Here is a 19,819-nt window from a genome sequence, read left to right on the forward strand (position 1 = left end):
GGTGTAACGCGGGTTGTGGAGGGGAAGTTAAAAATAAGTAGAGGCTGATACCAGTTCAACCTCTACTCACAATATTGTTTAAGCTTTTTCGCTTTCTTCGATCATTTCTTCAAGTTGTTCGTTCAAGTCCATCCAGGTGGTTTCAGCATCTTCAATCGCCACAACAAACTTCGCTTGCTCGCTTAATGCAGTTTTTAGCTTAGCTTTGTTTTGATCTTCATAAATACTGGTTTCACTGAGTTGTGTTTCAACGGCTGTCAGCTTGTCAGCTAAGGTTTCTAGCTGCTTGTCTATTTTTTCAATGTGCTTGCGTACTGGCTGCGTTAGCTTACGCAATTCAGCTGCTTTACGTTTTTGCTCTTTCTTCGCTTGGGCACTGTTCGCACCGGTATTGATCACTTGTGTGGCTTGCTTTTCAACTTTTTGTTGTTCGCTTAACCAGCTATGGTAATCATCTAAGTCGCCGTCAAACGGTAATACCTTCTTATCGTGTACCAAGTACAGCTCATCAGTCGTAGAGCGTAATAAATGACGATCATGCGATACGACAATCATCGCGCCTTCGAAGCCTTGTAGGGCAACTGACAGCGCGTGACGCATTTCCAAATCCAAGTGGTTGGTTGGTTCATCAAGGAGTAACAGGTTCGGTTTTTGCCATACGATTAGGGCTAATACCAAACGCGCTTTTTCACCACCCGAGAATGGACCTACGAGATCTAATGCTTTTTCACCGATGAAACCAAAACCGCCTAAGAATTTACGCAATTCTAATTCTGTTTTATCGGGCGCAAGACGCACCATATGTTGTAATGGCGTCTCGTCCAAACGTAAGAATTCTAATTGGTGCTGGGCAAAGTAACCGACTTTTGAATTCGGATTAACTTCTAACGAGCCTCTTAGTGGCGCCATTTCAGCAGATAACAATTTAATTAATGTTGATTTACCTGCGCCGTTACGACCCAATAAACCGATACGGCTGCCTGGGACTAAATTCAACTTAATGTTATCAAGAATCAGGGTGTCGCCATAACCTGCACACACATTTTCCATTGTTAACAACGGCATTGGCAGCGCATCGGGTTTTAAGAAACGAAAGCTAAATTGCGAATCGGCATTGGCCGCAGAAATAAGCTCCATACGTTCCATCGCTTTAATACGACTTTGCGCTTGTTTGGCTTTTGACGCTTTGTAACGGAAACGGTCGATGTAACTTTGCATATGGGCAACTTCACGCTGTTGCTTTTCAAACATAGACTGTTGTTGAGAAAGTTTTTCAGCACGTTGTTTTTCGAACGAGGTATAGTCACCTGTGTATTCGTTGAGCTTTTGGTCTTCAACGTGAATGATCTTAGTAATAATGGCATCGAGGAAATCACGGTCATGCGAGATCAACATTAAGGTACCATCGTACTGTTTTAACCATTTTTCTAACCAAATAACCGCATCTAAATCCAAGTGGTTGGTTGGTTCATCTAGTAGTAATAAGTCAGAACGACATAATAGTGCTTGGGCTAGGTTTAAGCGCATACGCCAACCACCCGAGAAACTTTGCACTGACAGTTGCTGTTTGTCTTCGCTAAAACCTAAACCTGATAATAACTCAGAACAACGGGCGTTAATGCTGTAAGCACCAATCGCATCAAGTTTGCCGTGGATCTCTGCAATTTTATTGCCGTTATCCGCCGCTTCAGCTTGTGCAAGGTCTGCTTCTAGTTGACGGAAACCGGTATCGCCATCCAGTACATAATCATGGGCGCTACGATCGAGAGCAGGCGTTTCCTGTTTTACGCTCGATACTTGCCAGCTGCTTGGATAGGTAAGGCTACCGTTATCCAAACTAATTTCATGGCGAATAAGGGCAAATAGGCTGGATTTACCACAACCATTTTTACCGACTAAACCAACTTTTTGACCTGGGTTGATTTTGGCACTGGTGTTCGTAATTAGTGGCTTGCCACCACGCAGAAGTTCAATATCGCTAGCTATGATCATATGAGGGCTATTAGTAACTATAATTGCGGCGATTTTAGCCGATTTACGCGCAGTTTAAAATGTTAAACTTTGAAATTTGTACCAAGAATAAAGTACACTCATAGTTAAACGAGAGTAATAGACCAAAGATCAGCAACGATACGCTGATGATTTAAGTTAACTTACATCGTAAATGACTGGGAGGTTGCAGTGGTTGAACGGAAGAAAAAACGCTTTGTCGCCGGTGCTAAGTGCCCGACGTGCAATGAAATAGATGTGATCCAGCTATTTCAAGTGAATGAGGTAGAAACAATTGAATGTGTCAGTTGTGGCTATACGCAAGCGCAAGCCGATGGAGAGGTGAGTACCGCCACCCGCGATTTTGAACAAATGATAGGTGTCTTTAAGCAATAGTCTTGTTTAAAGAAAACCATAAATAGTTAATCAGGAATGAAGAGAATAGATATGTTTATTGAAGCAAACTCAGTAGTAGTACTACACTTCGCAGTAACAGACGATAAAGGCGAGCTTATCGATGATACGCGTGATTCATCACCACTGGAATTTTTAATGGGTTCTGGTTACCTTGTTCCTGGTCTTGAAGCTGAATTAGAAGGCCTAGCAGTAGGTAACGAATTTGACGTGACTATCCAACCTGAACAAGGTTATGGCATCTACGATCCTGAACTTGTTCAAGAAGTACCTGCTGAGTTATTCGACGGTGTTGAAGGCGTTGAACCGGGTATGGCATTCAGTGCAGACACTGATGCTGGTCACCGTACTGTTATCGTTACTGCTGTTGAAGACGACATTATTGTTGTTGATGCAAACCACCCATTTGCGGGTCGTACACTGCAATTCAACGGCGAAGTTATCGGTATTCGTGAAGCAACTGAAGAAGAGCTAGAACACGGCCATATTCATGGCGCTGGCGGTTGTGGTCATGATCACGGACACGAGCATGATCATGAAGGTGGCTGTTGTGGTTCTGAAGAACCAAAAGAAGAGAAAAAAGACGGTTGCTGCGGCGGTCACTAGTCGTTAGACATCTTGGGGTGTCGGTTATTGATTGTCGATGACCCACAATAACAATTAAATTTCGGTTTAATTAAAAGCAAAATGCCAGTCACCGTGACTGGCATTTTATTGCTTACAGTAAATACCTGCTATTTTTGCTCTCGGCAACCACAGCCATTCATGTATTAATAATGCGGTGGTGGTGTCTCATCTGCTTCGCTCGCCAGTCCACTACCCACTTGCATTGTTTTGATGCGACTAATTAAAAAAGTCAGCTGTACTTTCTGATCTTCAAGTGTTTTTTGCTGTTCAATAATAGCATTATTTAATTGTTCGATAGTATCGTCCTGAAAACTTAGTTTCATCTCTAAGTCACAAACACGCTCTTCTAAGTGTTGAATTTCCATTTTTTTTCCGCTATGGCTATAATTTTCTGAATTAAGCTTAACATGTAATGTCGATTTATTTGAGCTGAAATACTAGCCTAGATAGGATGTAAAACTAAGTAAAGTAGAGTGAATTATCATTTTTAGTATTTATAGTGGTTAATATCTTGTATGGAAGCATCAAATAGTTATGATAACTCGTAGGGTTTAGGAATTAAGTAACTTAGACGTAGTTTAGGTATAAGTAACTTAGCACGTAGTTGTGGAATTACACGGCATTATTTTAATTAGGTATTTCGATGAAAAAATTTTTTAAAGTAACGATACTCGCTTCAGCAGTATCTCTGTTGGCTGCATGTGGTCAAGAAGCACCAGAAGCGCCAGCAGAAAAAATAACAGACATTAAGACATACAGTGAAGATCAACAAGCGGCTTATGCAATTGGTTCAATCGTTGCACGCAACTTGGTGGCACCCCTTAAGCGTCAAGAAGAGCTAGGTGCACCATTAGATAAGGACATCATCGTCCAAGGTATTACTGATGCGTTAAATGAATCTACGCAATTATCTGATGAAGAGCTACAAGCTGTATTAAAAGCGTATGACGAAAAAATGAATACGCTTTCAACGGAAGCAGCTCGTATCGAAGGTGAAAAACTGGAAGCTGAAGCCGCTAGTTTTTTTGCTGAAAACGGTAAGAAAGAAGGTATTACAACTACCGACTCAGGTCTTCAATATGAAGTACTCACGGCTGGTGAAGGTGAACTTGCATCGCCTGATGATACCGTAACTGTGCATTACACCGGTTCACTATTAGACGGTTCGGTATTTGATAGTTCTGTCGAACGTGGCGAACCAGCAACATTTGCACTTAATCGTGTGATCCCTGGTTGGACTGAAGGTGTTTCACTCATGAACGTGGGCAGCAAGTATAAATTATACATCCCATCTGAGCTAGGTTATGGCGCACAAGGTGCGGGTGCCGATATCCCACCAAATTCAACATTGGTATTTGAAGTTGAATTGATCGAAATTGCGGGACAAGAAAAATAATTAAACGTTTTAAAATCCAGTAGCCGAGTCATTCGGTGACTGTTGTTTTGTGCGTGCTCTTATCCAAACCCATTCATATTAATCGTGTGAATGGGTTTTTTATTAGCCGTCTATTTATCTGCACATGGATACTTATTCTATTTTATTCTGGTCGTTATTCTGCGCCGACAACTTCGCGGTGATAGGTTGCTAGGGTATATAGCAGTTGATCTTCTAATTCAAAACGCTGTTCTAATAGTTCGCCTACTTTCGACATATCATTATCTAAAGACATGATTAATGCATCGTCATCTTGATTGCCTTCAGCATATTTATCGTTGAACTCAACCAGTGCTTCGGTTGTTAATACGATCCTCGGTTGGATTTCTTGCGCAAGTTTCAGACTTTGGGTGCTGTACTCGGCACATTGAGAGACGATTTGATCGTAAACTTCAAAATGACCTGTTGATAGATAATCGATTAAAATTTGGCAAAAGGCTTGTAGTTCATCTTTACTGGGTAGTGCGGCGGTTTTTTCAAATGGGGGTAAGCCTTCGAGTTTGCAATAATCGACAATCAATTCTTGTCGCTCTTCGAGCCAATGATCAATGGCGTTGTGCGTACCGCCCCAAGCTTGTTGCGCTTGTTCTAATTTGGTTAACATATGACTTACTCCATGTACCCTTAAAAAACTAAGGTGTCCTATTACTAAATTTTTTACCGTAAAACGTCAACACTATTTTATCTGGTCAAACCTGATTAATTAGTGCCGCAATAACAGATATGTCTGCTAAAGCACGGCGACGAATTGAAAACTGTTGTAGGTCTAATAATAGCACATAAGTGTTTGTTATGACTGATTTTTGATTTTGTTCGTTATGCTTGTTAAGTAATTGTGATTGATGTCTCTGATTCAGTTACTGATAATTGTGCAAATTAGTTACCTAAATAAAAATGGTCTGAGATTGGCGTGTTGCTGAGGTTGCAAATTTGTTGTTTTTTTCTCCGCTGAAGTGTCAATTTTGGTGTGTTATTTTGTATTTTGGCGACGAATGCCGTGTTGGGATCAACTTGTGGTTAAATTAACCATGAAAGTGGCGTCAGATATTTTGTCAATTGTTGAATAATGTTACAATCACGCCATATTAGAGCCGCAATTCAGGAAAGGATATGAGCGAGTTAAAGAATGATCGTTATTTACGTGCGTTAGCCAAAGAATCGGTAGACCAAACACCAGTATGGATGATGCGCCAAGCAGGCCGTTATTTACCAGAATATAAAGCAACGCGCGCTGAAGCGGGTGACTTTATGTCGCTGTGTAAAAATGCAGAACTTGCTTGTGAAGTAACGTTACAACCATTACGCCGTTTTCCACTTGATGCGGCTATTCTGTTTTCTGATATCTTAACTATCCCTGACGCTATGGGGTTAGGTTTGTATTTTTCAGAAGGTGAAGGCCCTAAATTTGAGCGTCCGATCACGTGTAAAGCAGACGTTGATAAAATCGGTATGCCAGATCCAGAAGGCGAATTACAATATGTGATGAACGCGGTGCGTACTATTCGTAAAAATCTTAATGGTTCAGTGCCGTTAATTGGTTTTTCTGGTAGCCCGTGGACGTTAGCAACTTATATGGTTGAAGGTAGCGGTACTAAAACCTTCACTAAAATTAAGAAGATGGGATTTGCTGAACCACAAACGTTACACTTATTATTAGATAAGTTAGCCGATTCTGTTATCTCTTACCTGAATGCGCAAATTGCTGCGGGTGCACAATCTGTGATGGTATTTGATACTTGGGGTGGCGTATTGTCACCACGTGATTACAAAGACTTCTCACTACAGTACATGCATAAAATTGTTGATGGCTTAACGCGTTTCAACGATGGCCGTAAAGTACCGGTTACTTTGTTTACCAAGAACGGTGGTCAATGGATCGAGCAGATCGCGGCAACCGGTTGTGATGCGATTGGTTTAGATTGGACCATTGATATTGCTGAAGCTAAAGCACGTGTTGGTGATAAAGTTGCGCTGCAAGGTAATATGGACCCTTCAATGCTGTATGCATCGCCAGAACGTATTCGTGAAGAAGTAAGCACGATCTTAGCTGGTTTTGGTACAGGTAATGGCCACGTGATGAACTTAGGTCACGGTATCCATTTAGATGTTGAACCTGAAAAAGCAGGTGTATTCATCGACGCGGTTGGTGAATTGAGTAAGCAATACCATAAATAGGCGTAGGCTTAGTACGGTAGCGTTAGGCTTAATGTCATAAATACAAACAAAAACGGCGTCTATTTACATAGGCGCCGTTTTTTTATATTTTATTTTTAGCGATAATAATCATCGTGAGATGCACTCAGCATTAACTGGCGTTAGCCGCTAAGATTTTTTTAGCATTGGCTTTCAGCGTTGGTTGCTCTAAAATATCGTACGCTTTAATCATTACTTTTAATGCTCCGATACGTGATTCTGTATTCGCAAAATTATCGATAATGTGTTGTGCACGTTGGATCGCAGCGATGTAAGCCTTACGTTTCATGTAATATTCTGCGGCAGATAACTCATAACGCGCTAGGCGATTTTTAATCGCAATCGCACGTTTCTGCGCATCAGCAACATACTCACTTTGTGGGTAGCGCTTGATTAAGCGAGTGAAGTCATTGAAGGCCGCATTTGCATAACTTGGGTCTCGATCTGAACGATCTATATTAAATAGGTCATGAAATAGGTTATAATCCGCGCCCATATTGGTAAGTCCACGCATATAGTAGACATAGTCTATGTCTTTATGGCTTGGATTTAAGCGAATAAAGCGATCTATATTGGCCAATGCCTGTGCTGTGTCACTATTCTTGTAGTAAGCATAGATCAAGTCTAACTGCACTTGCACTGTGTGCGGGCCAAATGGGTAACGTGTATCAAGCGCTTCAAGCGTTTCAATTGCGGACACAAAATTACCCGCTTGTAACGATTGTTGAGCGATGCTGTACAGCTCAATGGCTGGTTTATCTGGTACGTTTGGCTCTGATTTTGAAGAGCAACCGGTTGCCATAACCAGTGCGAGCGATAAACTTATGGCTAATTTTATTGATTTTTTCATTAGGTTGGATTTATTCCAAATTGCTTAATGCGAAAAATAGTTATGTAGCTAATATGCTACAGCAAAATAAAAGGCTAAAATAGCCTGAATCCTGTAATTATACTGAAAATTAGGACCGAAGAGGGTCCCTGCTACCTATGAGCCAACATATCGAACTTTCTGCCGTTGTTGCAGAACACCAAGTCGGTCAACGTTTAGACCAAGTTTTAGCCGAGATGTTCCCAGATTATTCTCGTACACGTCTGAAAGAATGGATTCTTGCAGGATTTGTTAACTTAAATGGCAACGTTGTCGTTAAAGCACGTGAAAAAATGCAATACGGCGATAAAATTATCTTAAACGCAGAAGTTGACGAAGAAGTGCGTTACGAGCCACAAGATCTGCCTCTTGTTATCGTGTATGAAGATGATGACATTCTTGTTATCAACAAACCAGCTGGTTTTGTTGTGCACCCAGGTGCAGGTAACCCAGATGGCACAGTGCTTAATGCATTGTTATTCCATTATCCAGACATTATTGACGTGCCACGTGCTGGTATTGTTCACCGTCTCGATAAAGACACAACTGGTTTGATGGTGATTGCGAAAACAATTCCCGCCCAAACGCATTTAGTTACTGCGCTACAGGCTCGTCGTATTACGCGTGAATACGAAGCGGTTGTATCAGGTACTATGACTGCGGGTGGTTTTGTTGATGAGCCAATCGGTCGTCACGCCACTAAACGTACGCAAATGGCTGTTCGTCCATTGGGTAAACCAGCAAAAACACATTACCGTGTTGCTGAAAAATACCGTGCACATTCGTTATTAAGACTGCGTCTTGAATCAGGTCGTACTCACCAAATTCGTGTACACATGACTCATATTATGCATCCTATCGTTGGTGATACTGTGTATGCTGGTCGTCCAAAGCCACCAAGCAATGCAACGGATACATTGATCTTAGCACTGCGTGGTTTCGGTCGTCAGGCGCTACATGCACGTATGCTGAAATTAGAGCACCCAGTAACAGGTGAAATGATGATGTGGCGCGCAGAACGTCCGTCTGATATGAATACTTTAATTCATATCCTACGTGAAGATACCGCGTTAAATATGGTTGATGATTACATTAGTTAAGCATTGATGATGCCTCGTTTGATTCAACCTAACTGGCCAGCGCCAAGTAATGTTAAGGCGCTAAGCACGACTCGTGAAGGTGGTGTCAGTCATGTGCCCTATGCAGGGCTAAATTTAGGCCTGCATGTGCAAGATGACAAGCAGTTGGTATGGCAAAATCGGCAGTTGTTAATGACAGCGGCTAATTTGCCACAACAGCCTTATTGGTTGAATCAAACGCACAGTACGACAGTTGTTAGTCTGGTGGGGCAATCCCACCATGGCGAGCAACTTACCGCTGCTGATGCGTCTGTCACTCACATGACGGGGCAAGTTTGTTTAGTGATGACAGCGGACTGTTTACCGCTCTTAATTTGCGATAAAGCGGGCACGCAAGTCGCCGCTATTCATGCCGGTTGGCGTGGTTTACTCGATGGTATTATTGAGCACACCCTTGCCAAACTGACCGCACCACCCGGTGATTTATTAGTCTGGCTAGGTCCAGCAATTAGCCAAACGCATTTTCAAGTGGGTAGTGAAGTACGTGATGCCTTTATGGCGCATGATCTGCAAGCAAGCTGCGCTTTTATTGCCGACGGTGATAAATGGTTAGCTGATTTATATGTATTAGCGCGTCAACGTCTACAAGCGCTAACCGTTAAGGCGGCAGATATTTACGGTGGTGACCACTGTACTTACCGTGAAACTGAGTTATTCTATTCTTATCGACGAGATCACCAAACAGGTCGCCAGGCTAGTTTGATTTACCTTGAAATTCAATAAATAATCCCCAAATAAGAACTATGGGTTTTAGTGCCTTGCTAAACATACTCAACTAAATTAAATGACTATAATTATAGCCACGACCGATAGGACATCGTTATGCGCTTAGATCAACTTACCACCAAATTCCAAATGGCTATTTCTGATGCGCAGTCACTTGCTCTGGGTAAAGATAATCAATTTATCGAACCCATTCACTTGATGACCGCGTTATTAAACCAAGACCACAGCTCTATTCGCCCATTACTGACCGCTGCCGCTATTGATGCCAATGCATTGCGCTGGCAATTAGCCGATGAGTTAGACCGCTTACCACAAGTGCAAGGTACCCAAGGCGATCTCCAATTATCGTCAGCCTTGAATATGTTATTAAACTTGTGTGATAAGTTTGCCCAAAAACGTAAAGATAAATTTATTGCTTCAGAGATGTTTGTCCTTGCTGCGGTTGAGGATAAAGGCCGTTTAGGGCAATTATTACGCAAAGCAGGTGGGTCGCGTAAGCTAGTCGAAGAAGCGATTGACGTGATCCGTGGTGGTGACAAAGTGAATGACCAAGGCGCGGAAGAGCAACGTGAAGCATTAGCCAAATATACCTTAGATCTGACTGAACGTGCTGAAGTCGGTAAGCTTGATCCCGTGATTGGCCGGGATGACGAGATCCGCCGTGTGATCCAGGTATTACAACGCCGGACTAAGAATAATCCGGTATTAATTGGTGAGCCGGGGGTAGGTAAAACCGCGATTGCCGAAGGTTTGGCACAGCGTATTGTGAATGGCGAAGTACCTGAAGGTTTAAAGAATAAACGCGTGTTATCACTGGACATGGGGGCCTTGATTGCGGGGGCTAAATACCGTGGTGAATTTGAAGAACGGTTAAAATCAGTGATCAAAGAACTGGCGCAAACCGAAGGCCAAACGATACTGTTTATTGATGAACTACATACCATGGTCGGCGCCGGTAAAGGTGAGGGCGCGATGGATGCCGGCAACATGCTAAAACCGGCATTAGCACGTGGTGAATTACATTGCATGGGCGCGACCACCCTTGATGAATACCGTAAATATATTGAAAAAGATGCGGCACTTGAACGTCGTTTTCAAAAAGTATTGATTGAAGAGCCAAGTGTTGAAGACACCATTGCTATCTTACGTGGTTTAAAATCACGCTATGAACTACATCATAATGTTGATATTACCGATCCCGCCATTGTGGCGGCGGCGACCTTGTCTCATCGTTATATTTCCGATCGTCAATTGCCCGATAAAGCCATTGATCTGATCGATGAAGCGGCATCGTCTATTCGCTTACAAATGGACTCAAAACCAGAAGCGTTAGATAAATTAGAACGTCGTATTATCCAACTTAAAATTGAGCGACAAGCGCTGGAAAAAGAAGATGATTCTGCCAGTATTAAACGTTTATCGACGATTGCTGAGGAATTGGCTGAGAAGCAAGATAAGTTTAACGAGCTCGATGAGATTTGGCGGACTGAAAAAGCCGCGCTTTCTGGTACTAAACACATTAAATCAGCATTAGATAAAGCCCGTGTTGAACTGGATATGGCCAGACGTGCCAGCGATTTAAATAAAATGTCTGAACTGCAATACGGCACGATCCCGATGTTAGAAAAACAATTGGATTTAGCTGCGCAAGCAGAAATGCAAGACATGACCTTGTTAAAGCATAAGGTGGGAGAAGCCGAGATCGCCGATATTTTATCGCGTTGGACCGGGATCCCGGTACACCGCATGCTGGAAGGGGAAAAAGAAAAGCTGCTGGCGATGGAAGATAACTTACATCAACGGGTGATTGGTCAAGCCGAAGCGATCAGCGTGGTATCTAATGCGATACGCCGCAGCCGTGCCGGTCTCGCTGATCCAAACCGTCCGATGGGATCTTTTTTATTCATGGGGCCAACGGGTGTCGGTAAAACTGAAGTATGCAAAGCCTTAGCTGATTTTATCTTTGATTCAGACCAGGCCATGATCCGCCTTGATATGTCTGAATTTATGGAGAAGCATTCTGTTGCTCGTTTGATTGGTGCGCCTCCTGGTTATGTCGGTTATGAAGAAGGCGGTTACCTGACTGAAGCGGTACGCCGTAAACCATATTCAGTGATTTTACTCGATGAGATTGAAAAAGCCCATCCTGATATTTTCAATATTTTATTACAAGTGTTGGATGATGGTCGCTTGACGGATGGTCAGGGACGAACCGTTAATTTCCGCAATACGGTGATCATTATGACATCTAACTTGGGCTCGGATATCATTCAAGAAGAGTATGGGAAGCATGACTATAATACGGTGAAATTACGCTTGTTAGAGTTGCTTGGGCAAAGCTTCCGTCCCGAGTTTATTAACCGTATCGATGATACCGTGGTGTTCCATCCCCTAGGGCGTAGTCACATCGAGAAAATTGCCGTGATCCAGTTAAAATCGTTAGAAGCGCGATTAAAACAACTGGGTTATAGCTTGTCGATCACCGCCGGTGCCTTAGCTAAATTAGCCGATGCGGGATTTGATCCGTTATTTGGTGCCAGACCGCTAAAACGGGTATTACAGAAACAAGTCGAAAACCGCTTAGCCAATGCTATTTTGGCCGGTGATGTGGTCCCGGGTAAACAGATTAAGATAAGTGTGGTTGATGATGAGTTAAGCGTTAGTCAATAATCGCTAATGACCATGAAAAACACATAATTAAAGTAGCTCTGATTAACAGGGCTTTTTTCTGCCTAAAGATTAATTGTTAATCATTAAAACTACTATATTGGTTTCTGTTGAAGTTATACGTGCTAGTATTTGTTGATTCGCAGTGTTTGATACTGCGGTATATCCACACTAAGTTCGGATGAAGGTAGCAGGAGAGTGGCCAATGTGCCCGCCGAAGAAGTAAATCTTTCAGGCGCTTTATTTCGCAAGAAAAAGCATGGACTGTTACTGGACGAGCCTCTGGAGAGATCCATTAAATTGGACGCCGAAGGAGCAAATCGACAATGTCGTTGAAACTCTCAGGTACAAAGGACAGAGGATAGGATTATTTTTTTTGCGTACTTTCACGTCTGCTTTTTGCTGTGGCTTTTGCTGTGGTTTTTTTGCTTCGTTTACCCATCTTGAATAATTACATCCTCCTCAGATTCACATTCTCGAGGAATGATTTTAATGCACTATTTACAATTAACAGTACTACAATTTTCTTTACTACAAACAGCACCACCACCTTCTTTATTAGAAACCCTACAAAATACCCTGCAAAGCATCGATCATTTTATTTGGGGTCCGCCATTATTATTACTTTTGGTCGGCACTGGTATGTATCTCACTTTGCGTTTAGGCTTTTTACAAATCACCAAATTACCGTTAGCGCTAAAGTACCTGTTTTCAGGTGATAAAGACGACAACGATCTGCATAATAAAAAGCAGGGCGATATCAGTAGCTTTGCTGCATTATGCACCGCACTTTCTGCCACTATCGGTACTGGTAATATTGTCGGTGTTGCTACTGCGATTAAAATGGGTGGTCCCGGTGCATTATTCTGGATGTGGGTAGCGGCCTTTTTTGGTATGGCGACCAAATATGCGGAATGTTTATTGGCGGTGAAATACCGTGTTGTTGATGAAAATGGGCAAATGGCGGGCGGTCCTATGTATTATCTTGAACATGGTTTGGGTAGTCGTTGGCTAGCGAAAGCTTTTGCCCTGTTTGGTATTGGTGTGGCGTGTTTTGGTATTGGTACTTTTCCACAAGTGAATGCTATTACTGATGCAGTGCAGATCTCGTTTAATATTCCGGTGTGGTTATCTGCGGCGATACTGACGGTATTAGTCGCGATGGTGACCTTAGGTGGTATTCGCTCTATTTCAGCTATTGCTCAACGTACTGTGCCATTTATGGCGGTATGTTATGTATTCGCATCGTTGTTGGTTCTATTATTTAATATCGAGGCGGTGCCTGATGCAATTGGTTTAGTGATCAGCAGTGCCTTTACGCCAACAGCTGCAACTGGTGGTTTCTTAGGCGCGACTGTGATGTTGGCTATTCAAAGTGGTGTGGCGCGTGGTGTGTTTTCTAATGAGTCCGGTTTAGGCAGTGCGCCGATTGCAGCTGCGGCAGCAAAAACAGATTCCTGTGTGAAGCAGGGGCTGATTTCAATGACTGGTACCTTCTTCGATACCATCATTATTTGTACCATGACAGGTCTCACATTGGTGTTAACTGGGGTATGGAGTGGTGAAACATCTGGTGCAGCGATGACAACGCTCGCATTTGAACAAGGTTTATCACCGTTAATTGGCCAATACGTTATTACCTTAGGACTCGTATTTTTCGCCTTTACCACTATTCTCGGTTGGAACTACTATGGCGAACGTTGTGTGCAATATCTGTTTGGTCAGAAAGGCATTAAACCTTACAAGTATTTCTATATTTTGTTGGTCGCTGGTGGTGCATTCTTACAGTTGGATCTGATTTGGATCTTGGCCGATATTGTGAATGGCTTAATGGCGATCCCGAACTTAATTGGTTTAATTGGTTTACGCCATGTGGTGATTGCCGAAACCAAATTATTCTTTGATAAACTAACGCTAGAACAGCAAACCGTATAGCGATGATGTAGAGGCAATAAAATGCTGTTTTTTATTGTCTCTCGTCGGCTTCTGGACGAGGTTATGTAAATGTTGCAACGTTGTATTTTTCGTTTTATGTTTGTAAGGTTTTGATTTTAAGTTAAATATTAAGTTGTAATTGTTGTTGTAATAAATTTACGTAATTAAATTACATTTTTATTGTAAGTTTATTACAGTTGTTGATGACAACGATAAACAAGAGAAGTTGATTTAATCCATTAATCCATGATTAAGTGCATATTGGATCAATTCGGCACTGGTTTTTGCATTGACTAATTTCATGATTGAATATTTATGAAATTCGACAGTGCGCGGGGAAATAAACAGGTCATCTGCGACTTGGCGGGCTGATTTACCTTGCGCTAATAACCGTAATACACTGATTTGACGAGAAGACAACTTGGGTTTGTCGGTATCCACCGTGATCGAAGTAGAAATATATGTCCCACCATTTAGTACTTGGTTTACTGCTTCGATGAGGCTTTCGCTGGCTTCATGTTTTAATACATAACCTTTTGCGCCCGCGGCTATCGCACCTTCGGCATATTCTTGTTCATCATGCATGGTGAGACAAATAATCTTCACGGTTTTATTAATCCGTTTTACTGCCGCAATCGCTGCGATCCCGGTCATGTCCGGCATGCTAATATCGGTGATCACTAAATCCGGTTGATGCTGTTTGACAAGTTCCACCAATTCTAAGCCATCTTTGGCAATCGCTAAAATCTGATGTTCAGGTTGTAAAATACTGGCAATGCCTTGTGCCACAATTAGGTGATCGTCGGCTAAAATTATATTACTCATAATATTCCTCTATGGTAGGGATCATTATATCGACGATAAAACCGCCATCTTCAGTAGAACTAAACGTGGCAGTACCATTAAACAATTGGGCCCGTTCTTGAATACTGATTAAACCGAGACTGCCTATATTCTCTGTAAGGGTGAGATCACAGCCAATACCATCATCGATAATTTGAAAGTATAAATTGCCTTGCTCTTCTTGTAATAAGACAAAGACTGCAGAGGCTTGCGCATGCTTGGCAACGTTGTTTAATGCTTCTTGTAATATGCGATACAGATTTAGGGATAGCACTTTGTTAATCGCTGGAATAGGGTCGAACAAGGTTTGAATATCAATGTTTTTGATGGTAGACAAGCGTCGGCATTCGGCTTTAAGTGCGACGATTAGCCCTAAATCTTCTAATATCGCCGGGTGTAAGGATCGTGATAACGCTTGCATATCTTTGGCAAGATCTTGGATCTCTTGATGTAATACGCAGGCTGATTTTTTATCCTCGGCATCGGTTAAACGATTGGTTAGCGACGAGGCTTTGATGGTTAATAGCGCCATGCGTTGTGAAAAATTGTCATGCAGTTCACGGGATAACATACGGCGTTCGGTTTCTTGGCTATCCATTAAATGTCGTGATAATAATTCGAGTTTCTTATTTTTATGTTGCAGCTTTTCCCAATAGGCATAACGCTCGTAAGTGGCCGCGAGGAGCTGTCCAAAACTCCGGATATGCGTGATGGTTTCTGCTTGCCAATGCACGGGTTCTAGATAACGGCTCGCCGTAATGCCGCCCCAAATACGCCCGCGTACACGAAAGGGGACGACAATATGCGCAATGATCCCTTCCATCTTTTGGAGCAGCAATTCATCATGATTTATAATATCGAGCAGATTACCTTCGACAATAATGAGTTCGCCTTTACTTATCTGCTCCAGATAAGGTGAGTAGAGTCCTTGTGCTGGTAACGAGATGGGCTGGTAACCGGGCGCCGCAACAGCAAGCGCGCCTTCAAAGCGGTTATCTGGGGTTAAACGAACCAATGACATGCGTTGTACTTGGATGTAAGGCAAAAAAGCAGTTAATGAAGACTCAATTGCACGAAGTAAATCTGCGGTATCGTTTTCCAGTAACCAATTTGATACCTCAATGGTAAATTGTTCGATACTCAAGCCTGTCGCATTTATCTTTGGCTGTTTTTGCATAGGCATAGTCCTCATAGGGTGTTAGGTATTCGTCACTGCTTCATTACCACAATATATTATTAGCCTGATGCATGTGATTTGGCTATTAAAAATTAGTAAACATGGTTAAATCTAGCAATTCTACGAGGAGTTAAGCTGTGAGTTTAATATATATGCCTTTTGTAGGCACTGGCTTTGATACGTGTCACAGTTTTTTTCGTTAATGTAGTCTTTAGACCTGCACTGTATCATTCGCTATAAATACATAAATATCGCACATAAATATGAAATTTGAGATCTGCGTTAAATTATAGAGTGGGCTCTGTGTTTCACGTTAACCTATACTCAATTGGTGGAGTCATAGGAGATGGATTTTAGCTATGTATAAAGACGTGATTAAGTTTTGGTTTGAAGACATTAACCCAGCCAAGTGGTGGATTAAAGATAGCGAGTTTGATCAGACCATTATCACTCGTTTTAGTGAATTGCATCAGCGCGCTATTGCGGGGGAATTATTTCATTGGCGTCGCAGTGCTGAAGGGAGGCTAGCTGAAATTATCATTTTGGATCAGTTTTCGCGAAACATGTTCCGTGATACTCCGCGCGCATTTTTTTATGACAATATGGCGTTAGTACTTGCTCAAGAGGCTATCGCTTTTGGTGCAGATAAAGAACTTTCGCAGCTACAATGTAGCTTTGTTTATTTGCCTTTTATGCACAGTGAATCTGCAATAATCCATCAACAAGCGGTATTTTTATATCAAGGTAATGATATTCAAACTAACCTTGATTTTGAATTACAACATCAAGCGATTATCGAACAGTTTGGCCGTTATCCGCACCGTAATACTATTTTAGGCCGGAAATCGACAGTCGAAGAACTGGCGTTTCTCGATACGCCAGACTCAAGTTTTTAATTTTTAATGTCTAGGTCTAGGCAAAGATAGTTAATATCTGCTGCACTTGTGTGGATACCTGTTGTTGTGCTGATTGGGTTTTATGGCGGGTATCTTCACTGTGATTTTGCAGCGCCTGCATTTGATCATTAACTACTTTAATATAGCCGACTTGCTGGCGAGTATTGTGACTACTATTTGCCGCGTTGTGTTGTGATTGCTCAGATTGTTGAATGACGCTATTAATTTGTTTGTGCATCTCTTGCGCATTGTCGAGCTGCTGTTGGCAACGCTCGGCGATATGATCAATTTCTTGCTCTAGTGATTTACTCGAACTTTTTAGCTGAGTGAGAAAGTTACTGATTTGTTCAAGCGCCTGTTGCGTCTTTTTCGATAAATTACGTACTTCATCCGCTACGACTGCAAAACCACGGCCTTTTTCACCTGCTCGTGCGGCTTCAATGGCCGCGTTAAGTGCCAATAAATTGGTCTGATCAGCGATATGATGAATGGAGGCCACAATTGTTTCGACATTTTCCATGTTGGTATTTAAGGTTTTGATGGCTTTTAAACTGTCGGTGCCTGCTTGTTTGGTCTGCTCAGTTGCTAAACTGAAGTCGGTGATCTGAGTCGCGGCTTTATGCATTTGTTGATTCGTTTGCTGCGTTAAGTCATGTACCGACTGAGTTTCGGTGTCGATTTGTTGTGCTAAGGCATTAATCGCCGATACGCCATTGCTAATATTATTGATGGTACTACTGCTTGCTTGTGAGTATTGGCTAATGGATTGAAAATCATCTTGCAGTAAGTTTAAAGCTTGGGTGACTTGTTCGACTTGCGTCAGTTTGGTGAGCTGTTCTTGCTTTACGTTATCGAGTAGTTGATTAAAGTGCAGCGCGATTAAACCAATTTCACTTTTGTTGTCGGTAAAGGTGAGGCGTTCACGCGTATTCGTTTCAACTAAAGAGGCGAGGGCTTTATCTAATTTGTTTAGCGGTTTTACGACCCAATATTTTTCGGCATAAAATAATCCGATGCCAAATAAGATCAAACTCAGTGCGATAGCAGCAAGGTATAAATAGGTATGTTGTCTTTGGCTATTGGCATAATCATTAACGGGTTTTTCGAGTGCTAAGATAGCCGCTTGAATATTACTGATTGCGGTTAATACCCGTTGTTGATTATCATTTTGTTTAGAAAGCACCGTTTTGGTATTGAGTAATTCTTTTGGATAGCGATTAATAAGGCTGCTGAGCTCATTGGTGATATCAACAATCAAAATAGTCTCTTCATCTTCTTCGTCGTTTAAAAAATTATCATCTTCAATCAGAAGTTCGTGCTTGCGGTCATAGTGCGTAAATTGCGAAAGCTTTGTCATAAGCTGAGCTGTTTCTTTTACTACTAATAACAGTTCTTGCCATTGTGATGTTTGTAACTGATTAAAGTAGCGCTGGCGTTGGTTAGTTAAATGCGCAAGGCTGGCTTGGATATCACTGATCAGAATTAAATCTTGTTGGCGCAATGGTATGTCATTTTGTAATAACTGGCGCTTTAATAGCGATAAGTTATCAGCAAGCTCTTTCTCATTGAAATTCAGTAGTTGAAAACGGTCGGACGCAAATTTACCTGATGAACGTAATGGTCCTTCAACTAGTGTGGCAAATTGATTGAGCTCGTTGCTTAATGCATTGGTGTCAATGGCGCTGGCCAGTTGCTCGAGGGAATTGATTAGTTGGGTGATGATGTGTTCAGCTTGTTGTAAATCGGTGGTATTACCTTGTTGTAAATAATCTGAGATGGAATGATTGAGCTTAATGGTGACTTGCTCTTTCATTTTCGCAAACATGGAATTTTGTTGGTCAAGGTGATTGAGCTGCTGGTGGCTCCCATAAAGGGTATAAGTCATTAAGATCGAGAGGCCGATTAAAGTAAGTGAACTGATCCGAGAAAAGGTAGTGATACGCAAGGTCATCATCCTGATAAGCTGAGCTGTTAATGCATTGCAGTGTAAAAGGGTAAGATGACAGTTATATGAATCTGATGTTGTTTCTCTCTGTTTGGAGTCATTACGTAGATTAAGCACTATATCTATCATTATATGGCGCTGTATTCGGTGATGAACGGGGATTGTGTTCCTTATAAAAACGGTTATGGTCATTATTCACTAGCTAAAAGTCTTAAAATGACGCTGTTTGAGCGTTTTTTAGTCGAATCGAATGAAACCGTCAGTAATTTTAGCAAAACCCTTGCCAATATAACCTAGATCGCTATAATCGCTCCCACTGACACGGCAACAGCCGCTCAGTATGCTCTTTAACAATTTATTCAAGCAATCTGTGTGAGCACTTGCAGAGATATAATGACCAAATATTATATCAATGTAATTGTGAACATTAAATTAAATCGAAAGATTTGGTTTTATAAACAACAAACTTCGGTTTGTTGTTGAAGTACAGAATTCATTGAGCCGACTTAATCACTTAGGTGATTAGTCAAAAACTTTTAATTGAAGAGTTTGATCATGGCTCAGATTGAACGCTGGCGGTAGGCTTAACACATGCAAGTCGAGCGGAAACGAAGAATAGCTTGCTATTCTGGCGTCGAGCGGCGGACGGGTGAGTAATGCTTGGGAATCTGCCTAGTCGAGGGGGACAACAGTTGGAAACGACTGCTAATACCGCATACGACCTACGGGTGAAAGGGGGCCTCTTCTTGAAAGCTCTCGCGACTAGATGAGCCCAAGTGGGATTAGCTTGTTGGTGAGGTAAGAGCTCACCAAGGCGACGATCCCTAGCTGGTCTGAGAGGATGATCAGCCACACTGGAACTGAGACACGGTCCAGACTCCTACGGGAGGCAGCAGTGGGGAATATTGCACAATGGAGGAAACTCTGATGCAGCCATACCGCGTGTATGAAGAAGGCCTTAGGGT

The 19,819-nt window shown here is 42.1% G+C and carries 16 protein-coding genes, 1 rRNA gene and 1 riboswitch; of the genes, 10 read left to right on the forward strand and 7 right to left on the reverse strand.

The genetic code is table 11. The features are described 5' to 3' along the window. Window positions 1–78 precede the first annotated feature (78 nt). A complete protein-coding gene (locus HRT96_RS10660; protein ID WP_293156113.1) occupies window positions 79–1,992 on the reverse strand; it encodes an ABC transporter ATP-binding protein in 1,914 nt (637 codons plus the stop codon). Between the two features lie 189 nt (window positions 1,993–2,181). On the opposite strand from HRT96_RS10660, the gene HRT96_RS10665 reads away from it, so the two are divergent. After that, complete coding sequence (locus HRT96_RS10665; RefSeq protein ID WP_293156116.1) at window positions 2,182–2,385, forward strand: YheV family putative zinc ribbon protein; 204 nt, start codon at window positions 2,182–2,184, stop codon at window positions 2,383–2,385. A gap of 51 nt (window positions 2,386–2,436) precedes the next feature. Then, complete coding sequence (slyD, locus tag HRT96_RS10670; protein WP_293156118.1) at window positions 2,437–3,009, forward strand: peptidylprolyl isomerase; 573 nt, start codon at window positions 2,437–2,439, stop codon at window positions 3,007–3,009. Between the two features lie 164 nt (window positions 3,010–3,173). On the opposite strand, the gene HRT96_RS10675 is transcribed toward slyD, so the two are convergent. After that, window positions 3,174–3,395 carry a SlyX family protein gene (locus HRT96_RS10675; RefSeq protein ID WP_293133963.1) on the reverse strand — a complete coding sequence of 74 codons (222 nt, stop codon included), beginning with the start codon at window positions 3,393–3,395 and terminating at the stop codon, window positions 3,174–3,176. Between the two features lie 278 nt (window positions 3,396–3,673). On the opposite strand from HRT96_RS10675, the gene fkpA reads away from it, so the two are divergent. After that, complete coding sequence (gene fkpA, locus HRT96_RS10680; protein WP_293156120.1) at window positions 3,674–4,426, forward strand: FKBP-type peptidyl-prolyl cis-trans isomerase; 753 nt, start codon at window positions 3,674–3,676, stop codon at window positions 4,424–4,426. Between the two features lie 154 nt (window positions 4,427–4,580). On the opposite strand, the gene rsd is transcribed toward fkpA, so the two are convergent. Beyond that, window positions 4,581–5,069, reverse strand: coding sequence for a sigma D regulator (gene rsd / locus HRT96_RS10685; RefSeq protein ID WP_293156123.1), 489 nt, complete (start codon window positions 5,067–5,069; stop codon window positions 4,581–4,583). 506 nt (window positions 5,070–5,575) lie between these two features. On the opposite strand from rsd, the gene hemE reads away from it, so the two are divergent. Further along, window positions 5,576–6,640, forward strand: coding sequence for a uroporphyrinogen decarboxylase (gene hemE / locus HRT96_RS10690; RefSeq protein ID WP_293156126.1), 1,065 nt, complete (start codon window positions 5,576–5,578; stop codon window positions 6,638–6,640). A gap of 130 nt (window positions 6,641–6,770) precedes the next feature. Here the strand turns inward: hemE and HRT96_RS10695 are convergent, their stop codons facing one another. Next, window positions 6,771–7,508 carry an outer membrane protein assembly factor BamD gene (locus HRT96_RS10695; RefSeq protein WP_293156128.1) on the reverse strand — a complete coding sequence of 246 codons (738 nt, stop codon included), beginning with the start codon at window positions 7,506–7,508 and terminating at the stop codon, window positions 6,771–6,773. A gap of 137 nt (window positions 7,509–7,645) precedes the next feature. Here HRT96_RS10695 and rluD point away from each other — a divergent pair, with 137 nt between their 5' ends. The 4 genes from rluD to HRT96_RS10715 all read left to right on the forward strand — a co-directional run bounded on the left by rluD (window position 7,646) and on the right by HRT96_RS10715 (window position 13,993). Then, a complete protein-coding gene (gene rluD, locus HRT96_RS10700; protein ID WP_006030047.1) occupies window positions 7,646–8,626 on the forward strand; it encodes a 23S rRNA pseudouridine(1911/1915/1917) synthase RluD in 981 nt (326 codons plus the stop codon). Between the two features lie 6 nt (window positions 8,627–8,632). Next, window positions 8,633–9,388, forward strand: a complete 756-nt coding sequence (gene pgeF, locus HRT96_RS10705) for a peptidoglycan editing factor PgeF (protein ID WP_293156132.1) — start codon at window positions 8,633–8,635, stop codon at window positions 9,386–9,388. A 99-nt stretch (window positions 9,389–9,487) separates the two neighbouring features. Further along, window positions 9,488–12,061, forward strand: coding sequence for an ATP-dependent chaperone ClpB (clpB, locus tag HRT96_RS10710; protein ID WP_293156135.1), 2,574 nt, complete (start codon window positions 9,488–9,490; stop codon window positions 12,059–12,061). 269 nt (window positions 12,062–12,330) lie between these two features. Beyond that, window positions 12,331–12,426, forward strand: a riboswitch (glycine riboswitch). A gap of 124 nt (window positions 12,427–12,550) precedes the next feature. After that, complete coding sequence (locus HRT96_RS10715; RefSeq protein WP_293156138.1) at window positions 12,551–13,993, forward strand: sodium:alanine symporter family protein; 1,443 nt, start codon at window positions 12,551–12,553, stop codon at window positions 13,991–13,993. 231 nt (window positions 13,994–14,224) lie between these two features. On the opposite strand, the gene HRT96_RS10720 is transcribed toward HRT96_RS10715, so the two are convergent. Together HRT96_RS10720 and HRT96_RS10725 are read right to left on the reverse strand one after the other, a co-directional pair. Next, the gene (locus HRT96_RS10720; RefSeq protein ID WP_293156141.1) at window positions 14,225–14,818 is read right to left on the reverse strand and encodes a response regulator transcription factor; all 594 of its coding nucleotides are present in this window, start codon (window positions 14,816–14,818) and stop codon (window positions 14,225–14,227) included. Beyond that, window positions 14,811–16,013 (reverse strand): GAF domain-containing sensor histidine kinase, encoded by a 1,203-nt coding sequence (locus HRT96_RS10725; protein WP_293156144.1) that lies wholly within the window; start codon window positions 16,011–16,013, stop codon window positions 14,811–14,813. Before HRT96_RS10725 ends, HRT96_RS10720 begins: the two co-directional genes overlap by 8 nt. Before the next feature lie 359 nt (window positions 16,014–16,372). Between HRT96_RS10725 and HRT96_RS10730 the strand changes: the two genes are divergently transcribed. Further along, window positions 16,373–16,909 carry a DUF924 family protein gene (locus HRT96_RS10730; RefSeq protein ID WP_293156147.1) on the forward strand — a complete coding sequence of 179 codons (537 nt, stop codon included), beginning with the start codon at window positions 16,373–16,375 and terminating at the stop codon, window positions 16,907–16,909. 16 nt (window positions 16,910–16,925) lie between these two features. Here the strand turns inward: HRT96_RS10730 and HRT96_RS10735 are convergent, their stop codons facing one another. Next, complete coding sequence (locus HRT96_RS10735; RefSeq protein ID WP_293156152.1) at window positions 16,926–18,860, reverse strand: methyl-accepting chemotaxis protein; 1,935 nt, start codon at window positions 18,858–18,860, stop codon at window positions 16,926–16,928. 531 nt (window positions 18,861–19,391) lie between these two features. Here HRT96_RS10735 and HRT96_RS10740 point away from each other — a divergent pair. After that, a 16S ribosomal RNA gene (locus HRT96_RS10740) occupies window positions 19,392–19,819 on the forward strand; the annotation flags it as partial.

This window comes from Moritella sp. (genome assembly GCF_013215705.1).
GTDB lineage: Bacteria > Pseudomonadota > Gammaproteobacteria > Enterobacterales > Moritellaceae > Moritella.

Excerpts from the sequence above, each read along its gene's own strand:
- HRT96_RS10660 (WP_293156113.1), bottom strand. The coding sequence starts at position 1,992 with ATGATCATAGCTAGCGATATTGAACTTCTGCGTGGTGGCAAGCCACTA.
- slyD (WP_293156118.1), top strand. The coding sequence starts at position 2,437 with ATGTTTATTGAAGCAAACTCAGTAGTAGTACTACACTTCGCAGTAACA.
- HRT96_RS10675 (WP_293133963.1), bottom strand. The coding sequence starts at position 3,395 with ATGGAAATTCAACACTTAGAAGAGCGTGTTTGTGACTTAGAGATGAAA.
- fkpA (WP_293156120.1), top strand. The coding sequence starts at position 3,674 with ATGAAAAAATTTTTTAAAGTAACGATACTCGCTTCAGCAGTATCTCTG.
- rsd (WP_293156123.1), bottom strand. The coding sequence starts at position 5,069 with ATGTTAACCAAATTAGAACAAGCGCAACAAGCTTGGGGCGGTACGCAC.
- hemE (WP_293156126.1), top strand. The coding sequence starts at position 5,576 with ATGAGCGAGTTAAAGAATGATCGTTATTTACGTGCGTTAGCCAAAGAA.
- HRT96_RS10695 (WP_293156128.1), bottom strand. The coding sequence starts at position 7,508 with ATGAAAAAATCAATAAAATTAGCCATAAGTTTATCGCTCGCACTGGTT.
- rluD (WP_006030047.1), top strand. The coding sequence starts at position 7,646 with ATGAGCCAACATATCGAACTTTCTGCCGTTGTTGCAGAACACCAAGTC.
- pgeF (WP_293156132.1), top strand. The coding sequence starts at position 8,633 with ATGATGCCTCGTTTGATTCAACCTAACTGGCCAGCGCCAAGTAATGTT.
- clpB (WP_293156135.1), top strand. The coding sequence starts at position 9,488 with ATGCGCTTAGATCAACTTACCACCAAATTCCAAATGGCTATTTCTGAT.
- HRT96_RS10715 (WP_293156138.1), top strand. The coding sequence starts at position 12,551 with ATGCACTATTTACAATTAACAGTACTACAATTTTCTTTACTACAAACA.
- HRT96_RS10720 (WP_293156141.1), bottom strand. The coding sequence starts at position 14,818 with ATGAGTAATATAATTTTAGCCGACGATCACCTAATTGTGGCACAAGGC.
- HRT96_RS10725 (WP_293156144.1), bottom strand. The coding sequence starts at position 16,013 with ATGCAAAAACAGCCAAAGATAAATGCGACAGGCTTGAGTATCGAACAA.
- HRT96_RS10730 (WP_293156147.1), top strand. The coding sequence starts at position 16,373 with ATGTATAAAGACGTGATTAAGTTTTGGTTTGAAGACATTAACCCAGCC.
- HRT96_RS10735 (WP_293156152.1), bottom strand. The coding sequence starts at position 18,860 with ATGACCTTGCGTATCACTACCTTTTCTCGGATCAGTTCACTTACTTTA.